15 protein-coding genes are annotated in these 15,412 nt (G+C 59.3%); 5 read left to right on the top strand and 10 right to left on the bottom strand.

What is annotated here, in order from left to right:
• Window position 1 precedes the first annotated feature (1 nt).
• Window positions 2–1,021, top strand: a complete 1,020-nt coding sequence (locus tag IEY47_RS00180) for a histone deacetylase family protein (protein WP_188981133.1) — start codon at window positions 2–4, stop codon at window positions 1,019–1,021.
• A gap of 271 nt (window positions 1,022–1,292) precedes the next feature.
• Here IEY47_RS00180 and IEY47_RS00185 read toward each other — a convergent pair whose 3' ends face one another.
• The 4 genes from IEY47_RS00185 to IEY47_RS00200 all read right to left on the bottom strand — a co-directional run bounded on the left by IEY47_RS00185 (window position 1,293) and on the right by IEY47_RS00200 (window position 5,425).
• Window positions 1,293–2,057, bottom strand: coding sequence for an SDR family oxidoreductase (locus IEY47_RS00185; protein ID WP_188981134.1), 765 nt, complete (start codon window positions 2,055–2,057; stop codon window positions 1,293–1,295).
• Window positions 2,058–2,068: 11 nt separating this feature from the next.
• On the bottom strand, window positions 2,069–3,280 hold the full coding sequence (locus tag IEY47_RS00190; protein ID WP_188981135.1) for an O-succinylhomoserine sulfhydrylase: 1,212 nt from the start codon (window positions 3,278–3,280) through the stop codon (window positions 2,069–2,071).
• 46 nt (window positions 3,281–3,326) lie between these two features.
• On the bottom strand, window positions 3,327–4,835 hold the full coding sequence (gene purF, locus IEY47_RS00195) for an amidophosphoribosyltransferase (protein ID WP_188981136.1): 1,509 nt from the start codon (window positions 4,833–4,835) through the stop codon (window positions 3,327–3,329).
• A 71-nt stretch (window positions 4,836–4,906) separates the two neighbouring features.
• A complete protein-coding gene (locus IEY47_RS00200; protein WP_188981137.1) occupies window positions 4,907–5,425 on the bottom strand; it encodes a CvpA family protein in 519 nt (172 codons plus the stop codon).
• Between the two features lie 308 nt (window positions 5,426–5,733).
• Between IEY47_RS00200 and IEY47_RS00205 the strand changes: the two genes are divergently transcribed.
• Genes IEY47_RS00205 through IEY47_RS00215 form a run of 3 tightly spaced genes read left to right on the top strand, consistent with a single transcriptional unit; the run spans window position 5,734 to window position 8,230 of the window.
• On the top strand, window positions 5,734–6,579 hold the full coding sequence (locus tag IEY47_RS00205; RefSeq protein WP_188981138.1) for an AAA family ATPase: 846 nt from the start codon (window positions 5,734–5,736) through the stop codon (window positions 6,577–6,579).
• 18 nt (window positions 6,580–6,597) lie between these two features.
• Window positions 6,598–6,999: a GFA family protein gene (locus IEY47_RS00210; protein WP_188981139.1), complete on the top strand. Its 402-nt coding sequence runs from the start codon at window positions 6,598–6,600 to the stop codon at window positions 6,997–6,999.
• Window positions 7,000–7,051: 52 nt separating this feature from the next.
• Window positions 7,052–8,230: a vWA domain-containing protein gene (locus IEY47_RS00215; RefSeq protein WP_188981140.1), complete on the top strand. Its 1,179-nt coding sequence runs from the start codon at window positions 7,052–7,054 to the stop codon at window positions 8,228–8,230.
• A gap of 170 nt (window positions 8,231–8,400) precedes the next feature.
• Here the strand turns inward: IEY47_RS00215 and IEY47_RS00220 are convergent, their stop codons facing one another.
• Genes IEY47_RS00220 through IEY47_RS00230 form a run of 3 tightly spaced genes read right to left on the bottom strand, consistent with a single transcriptional unit; the run spans window position 8,401 to window position 10,212 of the window.
• Window positions 8,401–8,916 carry a DUF2937 family protein gene (locus IEY47_RS00220; RefSeq protein ID WP_188981141.1) on the bottom strand — a complete coding sequence of 172 codons (516 nt, stop codon included), beginning with the start codon at window positions 8,914–8,916 and terminating at the stop codon, window positions 8,401–8,403.
• Window positions 8,917–9,717 (bottom strand): class II glutamine amidotransferase, encoded by an 801-nt coding sequence (locus tag IEY47_RS00225; protein WP_188981142.1) that lies wholly within the window; start codon window positions 9,715–9,717, stop codon window positions 8,917–8,919.
• Window positions 9,718–9,729: 12 nt separating this feature from the next.
• Window positions 9,730–10,212: an MFS transporter gene (locus tag IEY47_RS00230; protein ID WP_188981143.1), complete on the bottom strand. Its 483-nt coding sequence runs from the start codon at window positions 10,210–10,212 to the stop codon at window positions 9,730–9,732.
• Window positions 10,213–10,313: 101 nt separating this feature from the next.
• On the opposite strand from IEY47_RS00230, the gene IEY47_RS00235 reads away from it, so the two are divergent.
• A complete protein-coding gene (locus IEY47_RS00235) occupies window positions 10,314–12,359 on the top strand; it encodes a S9 family peptidase (RefSeq protein ID WP_188981144.1) in 2,046 nt (681 codons plus the stop codon).
• Window positions 12,360–12,500: 141 nt separating this feature from the next.
• Here the strand turns inward: IEY47_RS00235 and IEY47_RS00240 are convergent, their stop codons facing one another.
• From IEY47_RS00240 to IEY47_RS00250, 3 genes are all read right to left on the bottom strand, one after another.
• On the bottom strand, window positions 12,501–13,949 hold the full coding sequence (locus tag IEY47_RS00240; protein ID WP_188981145.1) for a mannose-1-phosphate guanylyltransferase/mannose-6-phosphate isomerase: 1,449 nt from the start codon (window positions 13,947–13,949) through the stop codon (window positions 12,501–12,503).
• Between the two features lie 282 nt (window positions 13,950–14,231).
• Window positions 14,232–14,864, bottom strand: coding sequence for an alpha/beta family hydrolase (locus IEY47_RS00245; protein ID WP_188981751.1), 633 nt, complete (start codon window positions 14,862–14,864; stop codon window positions 14,232–14,234).
• A 93-nt stretch (window positions 14,865–14,957) separates the two neighbouring features.
• Entirely contained in the window at window positions 14,958–15,386 is a 429-nt protein-coding gene (locus IEY47_RS00250; protein ID WP_188981146.1) for a 3-isopropylmalate dehydratase, read from the bottom strand.
• Window positions 15,387–15,412: the final 26 nt, after the last annotated feature.

Consider the following 15,412-nt stretch of genomic DNA (forward strand, 5'->3'; position numbering starts at 1 on the left):
CGTGAAGACTTTTTTCCATCCTGATCAACGCTTGCACCACCCACGTACGTACCTGTCGCGAGGGCAAATGCGGACTCCGCAGGAAATCCCGGCTCGGGTAGATGCCTTGCTCGCTGCGGTCGAAAAGCTCGGCTATCCCATCGAGCAACCGCAGGATTATGGCTTGGGCCCGCTTCATGCCGTGCACGGCGAGGCGTACGTCAGCTACTTGGAGTCGGCCTATCGCGAGTGGCATGAAGTCCCGGAAGACTGGGGCGATGAGGTGATGTCCAACATCTACATCCGCGAAAACAACCCATTGCGCGGCATTTTGGCGAAGACGGCCCGCTATCTGGCCGACGGCAGCTGTCCGATCGGTGAAGGCACTTGGAAAGCGGTCTACGGCTCCGCCCAATCCGCCGTTGCCGCCGCGAAGGCAGTGGTCGATGGCGAGCCCGCCGCTTATGCACTTTGCCGACCACCAGGGCACCACGCTCGGGCCGAAGGTGCCGGCGGCTTCTGCTACCTGAACGGTGCGGCCATCGCTGCACAGGTGCTGCGTGAGCGGTTCGGCAAGGTCGCGATCCTCGACACGGATATGCACCACGGCCAAGGCATCCAGGAGATCTTTTACGAGCGTGACGACGTGCTCTATATCTCCATCCATGGCGATCCGACCAACTTCTATCCGGTCGTCGCCGGGTTCGAAGATGAGCGCGGTCAGGGCAAAGGCGAAGGCTACAACGTGAATCTGCCGATGCCGCACGGCTCCAGCGAAGCGGACTTTTTCGCGAAGATGGATCAGGCGGCGGCGGCGTTACGCGATTTCGCACCGGATGTATTGGTACTTTCGCTGGGCTTTGACATCTACGAGAACGATCCGCAGACCAAAGTTGCCGTCAGTCATGCGGGCTTTGGGCATCTAGGAGAGCGCATTCGCGCAATGAATCTGCCAAGCGTAATCATCCAGGAAGGCGGCTACGACATCGCGACCCTGGACGAAAATGCTCAGCGGTTCTTCCGAGGGTTCGATGGGGCCTGATTTAGCCTCACGCGTGGAAAAGACTTCGCCGTTTTCCACCCTACATCGGGATAGGTAGGGTGGAAATTCCAACGATGAGGTCATGTCGAAAATCGGTTTAACCGGGTTCCACCCGGTCTACAACGCCCGGTAGGGCGGGTGGAACCCGCGTGGGTGCAACGCCGTACCGTAGGGTGGATGGCCAAAGCCATCCACCTGCTCTTACAGGATGCATGGAACCCGCAGGCGTTTGATAAATGCTCACAACAACCGGGTTATCACCCGGCCTACGTCACTCCGCGTAGATCATCTTCCGCGTCATGCCGCCGTCGATCACGAACTCCTGGCCGGTGACGAACTCGGAATCGGGAGACAACAACCACGCGACCGCCGAGGCGATGTCTTCGACTTCCCCTACCCGCCCAGCCGGATGCTGCGCATGATCGGTTTCGCCCAACGGCTCGTCTCTACGCGCCGAAGGATCACGTGAGTCGATCCAGCCCGGGCTCACCGCATTCACCCGAATCTCTGGCCCAAGGCTGACCGCCATGGCATGGGTCAATGCCAACAAACCGCCCTTGGTAGCCGAATACGCTTCCGTATGCGGCTCAGACTGATGCGCCCGGCTCGACGATACATTGATGATCGAGCCGTGGTGGCTGCGCAGATACGCTGCGCAATGCTTCGCGAGTAGCATCGCACCGGTCAGATTGACCGCAAGCACTCGATTCCAATGCGCCAGGGTCAGCTCTTCCAGCGGCCCATTGATAGGGTCGGCAATCCCGGCATTGTTGATCAGGGCATCCAAGCGCCCGAATTGCCCGAGCACTTCAGCTACAGCCAAAGCCACATGCGGCTCACTGGACACGTCGAGCGCAACGAACCAGGCGTTGTCGCCCAGTTCCTGAGCAACGATAGCGCCGCGCCGACGGTCGACGTCCGCAATGACCACTTGCCAGCCTTCGACGATCAGCCAAGCCGCAATACCCAAGCCAATCCCACGCGAGCCACCGGTGACCAGCGCAACCCGGCCGTTGTTAGGCGCACGGCTTTCCATCGTCCACTCGATCACAATGCCGCCAAACCACGTGCCAAGTCCGCCTTCAGGTCCTCGAGGTCCTCGAGGCCAACAGCAAGACGAACGAGATTGTCCTTAATTCCGGCATTGGCCCGCTCCTGCGGCGACAAGCGACCGTGGGAAGTGGTCGCCGGATGTGCGATGGTCGTCTTGGTGTCGCCCAAGTTCGTCGTGATGGAAACCACGCGGGTCGCATCGATAAAGCGCCAAGCGGCGTCTTTGCCACCTTCGACCTCGAAACTGACCACCGCGCCGAACGCACGTTGCTGCCGCTTGGCCAGCTCATGCTGCGGATGGCTTTGCAGGCCCGCGTAATACACCCGCTCGATACCGGCCTGGCCTTCCAGCCATTCGGCCAACGCCTGGGCACTGGTGCAGTGCGCCTGCATGCGAATACGCAAGGTTTCCAGTCCTTTGAGGAAGATCCAGGCGTTGAATGGGCTGAGGGTGGGACCCGCAGTGCGCAGGAAGCCCACGGCTTCCTTCATCAATTCGGCGCGCCCGGCCAGGACGCCACCCATGGCACGACCCTGGCCATCGATGTACTTCGTTGCCGAGTGCATCACGATGTCCGCGCCTAAACTTAAGGGGCGCTGCAATGCTGGCGTACAGAAACAGTTGTCCACGGCCAGCAAAGCGCCGCGCGCGTGGGCGATTTCCGCCAGCGCTGCAATGTCGACAAGCTCGGCCAGCGGGTTCGATGGCGACTCGACGAAGAACAACTTGGTGTTCGGCTTACACGCCGCTTCCCAGGCTGAAAGATCCGACAACGGCGGATAGTCGACCTCGACGCCAAACCGTTTGAAGTACTTTTCCATCAGGCTGATGGTGGAGCCGAACACGCTGCGCGATACCAGCACATGGTCACCCGCGCTGCACTGGCTCATCACCAGCGTCAGGATGGCGCTCATCCCGGTGGATGTCGCCACCGCCTGCTCGGCACCTTCCATCGCGGCGATACGCTCTTCGAACGCGCGCACAGTGGGGTTGGTGTAGCGTGAATAGACATTGCCTGGAACGTCTCCAGCAAAGCGCGCCGCGGCATCGGCTGCAGTACGGAAGACGTAACTCGAGGTCAGGAACATGGCTTCACCGTGCTCCGCTTCTGGAGTCCGGTGCTGACCGGCGCGCACCGCCAGTGTGTCGAGTGCAACGCCTTCCAGATCACTGTCCAGACGACCCGCTTCCCATTCCAAAGCCATTGTTCCCCCTTGTCTTCGGTTACCCGGCGCCAAGCACCGGGCCGACTCAGTTGTTATGCAGATCGATGATTTCGCTGACCATGGTGGCCTTGGCCTTGTTGGCGTCGTTGCGTGCCTGCTCGATCTTGTTCAGGTAGGCGTCGTTGACGTCACCGGTGATGTATTCGCCATCGAACACCGCGCAGTCGAAGTTCTGGATCCGCGGCGACTTGTGGGTACGCACAGCTTCTTTCAAGTCCTGCAGGTCCTGGTAGATGAGCCAGTCGGCGCCGATCAGCTCCCGCACTTCTTCGGTCGTACGACCGTGGGCGATGAGTTCGTGCACGCTCGGCATGTCGATGCCATAGACGTTGGGATAACGAACCGCCGGGGCCGCAGAGCAGAAATAGACGCTCTTAGCACCCGCTTCGCGGGCCATCTGGATGATCTGCTTGCACGTGGTCCCGCGGACGATGGAGTCGTCCACGAGCATGACATTCTTGCCGCGGAATTCGAGCTCGATGGCATTGAGCTTCTGACGCACTGACTTCTTGCGCGCCGCCTGCCCCGGCATGATGAAGGTCCGACCGATATAGCGGTTCTTGACGAAGCCTTCGCGGAACTTCACGCCCAGATGATTTGCCAATTCCAGCGCGGCGGTACGGCTGGTGTCCGGGATAGGGATAATGACATCGATGTCGTGATCGGGGCGCTCGCGCTGGATCTTCTCGGCAAGCTTTTCGCCCATGCGCAGGCGCGCCTTGTAGACGGAAATGCCATCGATGATGGAGTCCGGACGCGCCAGATAGACGTGCTCAAAAATACATGGCGCGTAGTTCGACTGGGTCGCGCACTGGTGCGTGTACAGCTCGCCTTCCTCGGTGATGTACACTGCCTCGCCGGGCTCCACGTCGCGGATCAGCGTAAAACCCAGTACATCGAGCGCGACGCTTTCGGAGGCGATCATGTACTCCACGCCATCCTCGGTCTCGCGCTTGCCGAACACGATCGGGCGAATCGCATTGGGGTCGCGGAACCCGACGATGCCGTAGCCGGTGATCATCGCTACAACCGCGTAACCGCCACGGCAGCGCTCGTGGACTTCGGAAACGGCCGCGAAGATGTCCTCGGGGGTCGGCTGCAGCTTGTTGCGTACCGCCAACTCGTGGGCGAAGACGTTGAGCAGCACTTCGGAGTCCGACGTGGTGTTCACATGGCGCAGGTCGGACTCATAGATCTCGCGCGATAGCTGCTCGACGTTCGTCAGATTGCCGTTGTGGGCAAGCGTGATGCCGTACGGCGAGTTGACGTAGAACGGCTGGGCTTCGGCGGAGCTGGAGCTTCCTGCCGTGGGATAACGCACGTGGCCGATCCCCATAGGGCCAGTCAGACGTTGCATGTGGCGCTGCTGGAACACGTCACGCACCAGCCCGTTGTCCTTGCGCAAAAACAACCGGCCTTCATGGCTGGTCACGATACCGGCCGCATCCTGACCGCGATGCTGAAGGACGGTGAGCGCGTCATACAGCGCCTGATTGACGTTCGTTTTACCGACGATACCGACGATGCCACACATGTGACCAAACCCCTGCTATTAGTACAGCTTTGCGTTAGAGCCCGGAGTAGCCCAGGCCCGCGATCCGTATTTCAACTCGGCGACGGTGGTACCACCATACTGCCCAGCCATTGGCTCGAGAGGCCTAGAATGAAATTCTTGGACCAATCGGCAACCATCAGAAAATGTGGCAGCAGTGTCGACTGTTGCCACCACGGATCCTGTTGTACCGGTGACAAGCTCAACAGGCCCACCAGTATCACCACCAACAAGCCGCCTCGCGCCGCACCGAACGCCATTCCCAGAAACCGATCGGTTCCTGAAAGGCCGGTCACACGCACCAGCTCGCCAATGAGAAAATTGATCAGTGCCCCGACCAGCAAGGTCACGACGAAAAGAATCCCGCAGGCTGCGATGACCCGCACGGAGGGCACGTCGATATAGTCGACGAGATACTGCGACAGCGCACCGCCGAACAGCCAGGCGACCGCGCCAGCCACGATCCAAGTGAGCAGCGACAAGGCTTCCTTGACGAAGCCACGCTTCAAGCTGATCAGGGCGGAAATAACGACGATCGCGACGATGGCCCAATCGACCCAGGTAAATCCCACGGTTCAGCCCAACGATGAAAAGGCGCGCATTTTAACAGAGCACCGCAGGACGGCGTAGGGTCAGTTGAACTTTCGCGGTAATAGCTGCGATAGACGGAGTGAGAAGTGAGAAAGCCCTCAATGCGAAACTGAACGCGCTTTTGTAGGAGCCCATTTATGGGCGATGCCTTTAAGAACGGATCGCCCATAAATGGGCTCCTACAAAAGCATTCCCCCCGGACCTATCCTCGGTGAATCCCGTTTGCTAAGAACGGTCACAACCTGACAACTACACTGACAACCAATTGCTAGACCGCCGAGGGCCTTTCATGAAGTTTGCAGGCACATCGTCCTACGTTGCTACCGAAGATCTGAAACTCGCCGTGAATGCCGCCATCACGCTGGAACGGCCCTTACTCATCAAAGGCGAGCCCGGAACGGGCAAGACGCTGCTGGCCGAAGAGCTTGCAGGCGCGCTCGGCACACAGTTGATTACCTGGCACGTCAAGTCGACGACCAAAGCCCACCAGGGGCTTTACGAATACGATGCGGTAAGCCGTCTGCGGGACTCGCAGCTCGGCGACAATCGAGTGCATGACATTCGCAACTACATTCGCAAAGGCAAGCTGTGGGAAGCCTTCGAAGCGCAAGAGCGCGTGGTCTTGCTCATCGACGAGATAGACAAGGCGGACATCGAATTTCCGAACGATCTGCTTCAAGAGCTCGACCGTATGGAGTTCTTCGTCTACGAGACAGGTGAAACGATCAGGGCTGTGCATCGACCGATCATTGTCATCACCTCGAACAACGAGAAGGAGCTGCCCGACGCCTTCCTGCGCCGATGTTTCTTCCATTACATCGCGTTCCCTGATCGCGAAACGCTCAGGCGTATCGTCGAAGTGCACTATCCCGGCATCCAGGACGCGTTGGTTGCAGAAGCACTGGAAGTCTTCTTCGACGTGCGCAAGGTTCCGGGCCTTAAAAAGAAACCATCGACCTCCGAGCTTGTGGACTGGCTAAAACTGCTCATGGCAGATGACGTCGGCGGTTCGGTACTTCGTGAACGCGACCCTACTCGCGCGATTCCGCCCATGGCCGGCGCGCTGGTGAAGAACGAACAGGATGTTCAATTGCTCGAACGCCTGGCATTCATGACCCGGCGCACCCATCGTTGACTGGAACGAGGACAAGACATGCATACCTCCGGTAGCTGCCTCTGCGGCGCGATCAAATATGATCTCGACGCGCAAATCCAAAAGATCGGGCATTGTCACTGCAGCATGTGCCGCAAGGCGCATGGGGCCGCCTTCGCTAGCTTCGTGAATGTTCCTGCGGAAGCCTTTCGACTGCTTGAAGGCGAAGACAGCCTTGGCGCCTATCACTCCTCCGAGCAGGTGACGCGGACATTTTGCAAGCAATGCGGATCGTCCCTGCAGTTCATCGACCGCAGGGCGAAACACATTGGCGTCGCGGCCGGCACGTTGGATTCCGCACTGCCGCGTACCGAGCAGTACCACCTTTACGTGGACTCCAAGGCAGACTGGTACAACCTCGATGATCGATTGCCGAAACACAATGGTGATCCGGATCTATAGGCGATCCGCTGCAACGGCGGTGACAGGACCACTCGCTTCGGGAGATGCGTAGATGCTGCTCGACCTCTTTCACGAGATGAGAACAGCCGAGGTGCCGGTCACCGTGCGCGAGCTGCTCGACCTCCATGAGGCGCTGGGCAAGCGCCTGGTGTTCGCGGACATGGATGAGTTCTACCACCTCGCGCGCACGATTCTCGTCAAGGACGAACGTCATTACGACAAGTTCGATCGTGCGTTCTCGGCCTACTTCGAAGGGCTGGACGACCTTGCGCCGCATCTGGAAGCGATGATTCCTGAAGAGTGGCTGCGAAAGGAATTCGAGCGATCACTGTCGCCGGAAGACAAAGCGCGCATCGAGTCCCTGGGTGGGCTGGACAAACTCATCGAAACCTTTCGCCAGCGACTGGAAGAACAGAAGAAACGCCACGCCGGCGGTAACAAGTGGATTGGCACTGGCGGAACCAGCCCGTTCGGCTCGGGTGGCTACAATCCCGAAGGATTCCGTATTGGCAACGAAGGTGAGCGCCAGGGCAAGGCCGTCAAGGTGTGGGAGCAACGGGACTACCGCAATCTTGACGACAACGTCGAAATTGGGACCCGCAACATCAAGCTGGCCCTGCGGCGATTGCGCAAATTCGCTCGGGACGGCGCCGCCGAGGAGCTCGACTTGGACGGCACCATCGAGCACACCGCCCGAGACGCAGGCTTGCTGAATATCCAAATGCGGCCGGAAAAACGAAACGCCGTGAAGTTACTGCTGTTATTCGATATCGGCGGTTCGATGGATAGCCATGTAAAGGTTTGCGAAGAACTCTTCTCCGCGTGCCGGACCGAATTCAAACATCTGGAATATTTCTACTTCCATAACTTCATCTACGAATCCGTCTGGAAAGACAGCGCGCGCCGCATGCACGAGCGCACTGCCACTCATGATGTGCTGCACCGCTACGGCGATGATTACAAAGTCATTTTCGTCGGCGACGCCGCGATGGCCCCCTATGAAATAACGCAGGCTGGCGGCAGCGTGGAGCACTGGAACGAAGAAGCAGGGCATGTGTGGATGCGCCGGGTCACCGCAAAATTCAACAAAGTGATCTGGCTGAACCCCTACCCTCGCGATGCCTGGGATTACAACGCATCGAACCTGCTGATCCGCGAACTTGTGCATGAGCACATGTATCCGCTTACCCTGGCGGGGTTGGAACAAGGCATCCGGTATTTGGCGAAGTAATTGGGGTGCGGGGGTCAGCGCCGAATGGCCGCAAAAGCGGGCGACTGAAGATCGCCCCTACAGATCTTTGGCATGCAGCGATAACCAAGGTCTTCCGGTGGTCCTGTAGGGGCGATCTTTAGTCGCCCGCGATGTATCGAACGCCACCAGTCCGAGGAGAAGCAAATGCCCTACCGCATATGCCGTGCTGGGCGGCTTCCAATCGAAAACAGGCTGGCTAACAGCAATACGAGCCCTTCCACCACGAATGCAAAGAGAAATCCGGACGCGACGGCCCAAACAATCGCAGAAGGCGTTAGCAGGATCTGGTAGGTGTAGGCACTGTACGTCTCCTGCAAAAGGGTATTGTCCGCCCGCGTCAGCATGTGCCAGGTACGTTGGTACCACGGGCCTTGCAGCGCATCCCACTCGGCCTCGAGCAGGCGACTTCGGCGGACAAGCACTTCGACGCTGTCAGCATCGTTACGAATGATCGGGTCTGGATTTTCTCGGTAGTGCGCCACAAGGGCGTCGAGATCGCCGTTGAAGTAACGGGTTGCCGTGGCCTGGAAGCCGTTGAGTCCCTCCTGTGCCTCGATCCGATGAGCATCGACCCGCTTGGCGTAGTCATCCATGAATCCAGGAATCTGGATGCCGATCAGCAACCCGAACGCAAACAGCACAAGTCGCAAATAGCCCAACATCATTCAATCGATCTCCTTGTCAGACAACGGCTCTGCGATAGCTCGCACGATGCATTCGCCGCCCACCCAAAGCGTCCACGTTCCCGAGGGATGCATTGTCCATGTCTCGTTCGTGGTAAGTGGTTCGGTTGCCAGTACGGTCACCACGTCATTCGGCGTCGTCTCGGATTGAAAATCCACCTGCACTTCCAGATCCTTGAGATGGGCAGGACCAAAGGGTGCACGACGGGTGATCTCCGCAAGCTTCGTGGTGCAGAACGTGAACAACCACTCGCCATTGCTGAGCATGCAATTGAATACACCACGGCTACGATAACGCTGACAGCAGGCAACCAGCGTCGGGACGATTTCCGGCCCGGGCGCGTGTTTAGGGAACCGTTCGCGAATATGGTTGAGCAGATCGCAGAAAGCGGCCTCGCTATCGGTCGTACCTACCGGCTGGTAGAAGCCGGGCGCTGGCGAGAAGTTAGCGAGCTGACCATTATGGGCAAAACACCAGTTCTGCCCCCATAGTTCCCGAACGAACGGGTGGGTGTTGGCCAGGCAGACGTCACCCACGTTGGCATGACGGATATGGCCGATGACGGTTTCGCTTTTAATGGGGTAGCGGCGAACCAGCTCCGCGACTTCCGATTGGTAACTCGGACGCGGATCCTGAAAGACCCGAACGCCCTTCCCCTCGTAAAAAGCGATTCCCCAGCCATCACGATGTGGGCCAGTGAGCCCGCCCCTCTGCATCAATCCCGTAAAACTAAACACGATGTCCGTTGGGACGTTGGCGCTCATGCCAAGCAATTCGCACATGGATAGTGCCCGTTAGAGCCGGGGTTCGACCCGCATGCCCGAAGCACGCGGCGCAGGGGAGCTCGTCCGGGGGGCCAGCTCATCGCGCTCATCGTCCTCATGCGCCGATTCACGCACATTGCGCCGGGCGTGTCGTTTAGCCTCCTCGGCCTTGCGTTGCCGCACTTTACGCTCCAGTGGCCACCGTACCAAGGCGAAGACAAGATAGGCTCCGAATGCGACAAGCGCGTAGGACACGAGATCCATCACACCACGCCAGGCGTTGTCCCCCACCTTGAGCACGACGTCCATTGCAGTGATCGCAACAGCGGGCGCAAAAAAATCCTTGGTCGGGTCGACGATCGTCGGCGTTAACACCAGCACCGCGACGATCAATCGAAGCGGCTCTCGCAACCAGCGCCACATCCACCCCGTCAGTTTGAAAGAAACAGCGATACAACCGAGCGCGGCGACGCCGTATATAGCCCAGGCGATGAGATAGTCTTGCTCGGTCATGCGGCCTTCGTGGTCGGATTGGCAAACGGGCGCTTATCATAGCGGCTTTTCGCCAAACGGGCTTACCTGGCCGCTCTGCGGCTGCCCGAACAGGAGACGTCATGACCACAGCCCCCATTGCCCCTCGCGACGATGGCATCGACCCTTACGCCTGGCTGTCGCAACGTGACGACGAGGCAGTGCTCACCTACCTGAATGCAGAGAACGCCTGGACCGAGACTTGCCTCGCGCCACAGGCGGCGTTGCGCGAGCACTTGTTCGAAGAGATCAAGGGCCGCATCCGCGAAACGGACTTGTCGCTGCCCTCTCCCTGGGGCCCGCATCTCTATTACCAGCGAACGACGGCAGGTGACGAATACCCTCGGCATTACCGCTGCGCGCGGCCCGCCGATGGTTCCTACGCCGTGCAATCGGACAGCGAACAGCTTTTGCTCGATCCGAACGCGCTGGCGAATGGCGGATTCCTGTCGGTTGGCACCATCAGTGTCAGCCCGGACTATCGGCAGATCGCCTACAGCCTCGATACCGCCGGTGATGAAATTTACCGGCTGTTCGTGAAAGAGATCGCGACCGGTGCGATTCAAGAGCTGCCCTTCGATTCCTGCGACGGCAGTATGACCTGGGCACAAGACAGCCAGACCCTGTTTTTCGGCGAGCTGGATGACACACATCGCCCACACAAGGTTTATCGGTACACGCTGGGCGACGACGCGCCGCAGCAGGTCTTTCATGATCCCGATGGACGCTTCTTCGTGCACTGCTACCTCACGAGCTCGGAGCGTCAGTTGGTCATCCTCGCCAACAGCAAAACGACCAGTGAGACCTGGGTGCTGGACGCCAGCACACCTGAAGGTGACTTCAAATGCGTGGCACCGCGTGAGGAAGGCCATGAATACTTCGTTGACCACGGTCGCGTGGAAGGCGAATGGACCTGGCTGATACGCAGCAACCAGACGGGCATAAACTTCGCGGGCTACACCGCACCGGAAGCCCACCCCGAGCGCGAGCACTGGAGGCTTCTGATCGAGCACGATGAAGCCCGCATGCTCGAAGGCATTGGCGCACATGACGGTGCTTTCATCGTAAGCCAGCGCGAAGGCGGCCTTCCTATCATCCAGGTGCACAAAGATGGCCAGGCGCCCTATCGCGTGGACATTCCCGATGCGGCCTACAACCTCTACGTCCAGGACACGTTGGAATTCGACAGTCCAGTAATACGGCTGCGTTATGAGGCGTTGAACCGACCGGCCCAAGTTCGCCAATTGGATCTGGCCAACGGCGAGCAGGAGGTATTGAAGGAAACGCCGGTCGAGGGCGACTTCAATGCCGACGACTATTTCAGCCAGCGGCTCTGGGCCATCGCCACGGACGGTACGCGCATCCCGATCAGCATCGTCGCCCGCCGCGATGTGATGGACGCGTCCCGCCCGGCGCCGCTTTACCTTTACGGCTATGGCGCATACGGCGAAAGCCTCGATCCCTGGTTTTCCCATGCACGACTTTCATTGCTGGATCGCGGCATCGTGTTTGCCATCGCGCACGTTCGCGGTGGCGGCGAATTGGGTGAAGCCTGGTACCGCGCCGGCAAGCTTGCGCACAAACAAAACACGTTTTCAGACTTCATCGCGTGCGCCGAGCATCTCATCGATGAAGGGCGAACGACTGCCAAGCAACTGATCATCAGTGGCGGAAGCGCCGGCGGTTTGCTCATTGGCGCAGTACTCAACCAGCGGCCAGAGTTGTTTGCCGGCGCGATCGCCGAGGTGCCCTTCGTCGACGTGCTGAATACGATGCTCGATCCGGATCTGCCACTCACCGTCACTGAGTACGATGAATGGGGAAATCCGAACGAGGCAGACGTATACGCGCGCATCAAGGCATACGCGCCCTATGAGAACGTGCAGGCGCAGGCTTATCCGGCCATCCTCGCCGTGGCCGGCTATAACGACAGCAGGGTCCAATACTGGGAAGCGGCAAAATGGGTTGCGAAGCTTCGCGCCCTGAAGACCGATGACAACCTGCTGTTGCTCAAGACCGAAATGGGCGCCGGGCATGGAGGGATGAGCGGCCGTTATCAGGCACTGCGGGACGTGGCGTTGGAGTATGCGTTTGTGCTGAAGGTGTTGGGATTGGCCAGCGATCGCTAACCGTCTTCTAGTATTCCAATCCTGTGGGAGCGGGCCATGCCCGCGAATGGAATAACAGCCCTAAAGCGTTAGATAAGGCTGCTACTGCATCGCGGGCATGGCCCGCTCCCACGATCGTCAAGTGATTTACGGCTAGAAACCTCAGCGCACCGCCTTGACCAGCTTCGTCACCGGGGTACCAGACGTGCGCCCGTAGACGTCTTCGAAGCGCTCGATATCGTCCTCTCCCAAGTATCCACCCGACTGCACTTCGATAATCTCGAGCGGAATCTTGCCTGGGTTCGCCAGACGGTGCACCGACGCGATTGGAATGTAGGTCGACTGGTTTTCCGTCAGCAGGAACACTTTGTCATCACAGGTCACCTGTGCCGTGCCGGATACGACAATCCAGTGCTCCGCCCGATGGTGATGCATCTGTAGCGACAGACTGGCGCCGGGCTTCACGGTGATATGTTTCACCTGATGCCGCACGCCATTATCGACGGAGTCATAGGCGCCCCACGGACGGTACACCTCGCAATGGTTTTGCGTTTCCTTCCGCGATTGCTCATCCAGTGCTCCAACCAGCTTTTTGACGTCCTGCACGCGATCCTTATGCGCAACCATCACCGCATCGCGCGTCTCGACGACCACGATGTCTTCCACGCCGAGCAGCGTTACCAGCTTTCCGTTGCCACTGACGAGGCAATTGCGGCTGTCGTGGGCCAGTACATCGCCCTTGAGCACGTTGCCTTCGGCATCCTTCTCATGGACGTCCCACAACGATGACCAGCTGCCGACATCGCTCCAACCGGCATCCAGCGGCACTACACAGGCGTGGCGGGTACGCTCCATGACGGCGTAATCGATGGAATTGTCCGGGCATAACGCAAACGTATCGGCATCGATGACCACGGTGTCTTCCGACACCTGGCTGCGCGCCAGCGTCAGTACGCAATTGTCGTAGATGTCGGGTTCGTGCTTGCGCAGCTCATCGAGATAGCGGCTGGCGCGGAACAGGAACATCCCGCTGTTCCAGAAGTAGTTGCCGGCCGCGACGAACTCACGCGCCCTGGCTTCGTCAGGTTTCTCGACGAACTGATCGACTCGCAAGATACCTGCACCCGCCCCCAACTCTTCGCTGATACGGATATAGCCAAACCCCGTCTCGGGTGCTGTAGCGGGAACACCGAACAGAACCAACTCGCCGGCTTCAGCCTGTTGCTTGCCTTGCTCGACCGCGCGCCGGAAGGCCGCTTCGTCGGTGATGACATGATCGGCAGGCAGGACGAGCAACACGTCGTCACGGCCTTCATCGAGTAACTTCAGCGCCGTCATCGCCACGGCCGGCGCGGTGTTACGACCGAATGGCTCGAGCACCAACACCTGACTGGAATGCCCGATCTCCTGAAACTGCTCATTGACCAGGAAGCGGTGATCCTGATTGCACACCACGATTGGGCGCTGCATACCATCGAAGGCCAGGCGTTCCACGGTTTGCTGGAAGAGCGTTCGATCGCCTGTCAGCGCGAGGAACTGCTTGGGAAACTGCTTGCGTGAAAGAGGCCAGAGCCGCGATCCACTACCACCAGAAAGAATTACCGGGATCATCTTCGTATCTCCTACGAATGGTTTCGTTTCGGATTCGAAGGCTTTCCAGCGAGAGGCTCACTGGAGGACTACCCTTCACATGCCTGTTCGTCACGCCGATACGCAGCAAGCGGGATGCCATACCTGCCCTCACCTTGGCGCGATCTGCAACTCATTGATTCCCTGGCGCATTCACGCTCGACGAGCGTTCCACGCGCTGCATGTCGGAGAAAGTCGATGCACCGGCATCAGGCACGTGCGTCAACTCGGGTCATCGTGACCGCTTTCAACATCTGCGAAAAGCTATACGCCGCGAAGGTGACACGTGGATGACGGCTCTTCCAAAAACGTCCGAATGGCAGTGGCTGCGGTCGCCAGGTGCATTTCGTGGGTGTAACCGGATCGCTTCAAAGGCTTGAGATCGTGGTCACCCGATTCCAGCCAATGCAGCTTGATCAACGGGGCCAGCCTGTAATGTTCGACGGTCTGCCGTGACCCCATGGCGTCGCGCTCGCCTTGCAGGATCAACGTCGGCGTTTTCAAATCGGCCAGATGCGCGACACGCGGTTTGTCCTGTTTGCCCGGCGCATGAAACGGGTAGCCAAGGCACACGAGCGCATCCACTTCGAGCGCATCCGCGAGCATGCTCGCCATGCGCCCGCCCATGGACTTGCCGCCAATAGCGATCGGCCCCTGTCGCGCCTGCCGGACGTGCGCGTAAACCGCCTGCCATTGCGAGAGCAGACTCGCCTGTGGACTTGGCGGACGTTTGCGACCATCGTGCCGCCGCGCCGCCATATAGCCGAACTCGAAGCGAACACAGTTCACACCCTGGCTCGCCAGCCCCAGTGCCATATGCTCCATGAACGGACTATCCATGGGCGCCCCCGCACCGTGGGCCAGGATAAGCGTCCAGGGGCCGCATCCCTCGTTCATCAGCAGGGAGAACTCATTCACGTCGGCGGCTCCATCAAAAAGCCGCCATTATAGGCGGCAATGTCGTCGGAATAGCCGAGCATACGCGTAGCGTCAGGGGGCTTTGGAATCGTCCGGGCGAATGTCGAAACCGCTGCTGGCTTCGCTGACGATCCTGAAGACATAGCGCTGGCCAGGTTCCACGGTCACCAGCTTTTCCCGTTTCAAACGGGCCTTTGCGCACAGACCTTCACCAGCATGATCTCTGCCAATACCGACAATGTGCTGGCCTGGCTCGACGTAGAAACTTGCCGACTCCCCTCGCCCAATGCGCGCCGCGACCTGGCGATCGATCAAGAACTCGACGAAACATCCGCCTCCCAAGTAGCCAACGTCGCGGTTGATGCGCACCTCTCCGCGTTCCCCGGCCGGCTCCTGATGCGTCATCAATCGTTCGGACGGCACTGGGGTGATCTCATCGACCTGGTATGACGAACAGCCGGCAAGAATGGCCAGCGGCAATGCGGCAAAAATCGGACGCATTATTCCCTCCTTGGGAAACGAGCGAA

The sequence above is a fragment of the Pseudomonas matsuisoli genome (assembly GCF_014647635.1).
Taxonomy (GTDB): domain Bacteria; phylum Pseudomonadota; class Gammaproteobacteria; order Pseudomonadales; family Pseudomonadaceae; genus Pseudomonas_P; species Pseudomonas_P matsuisoli.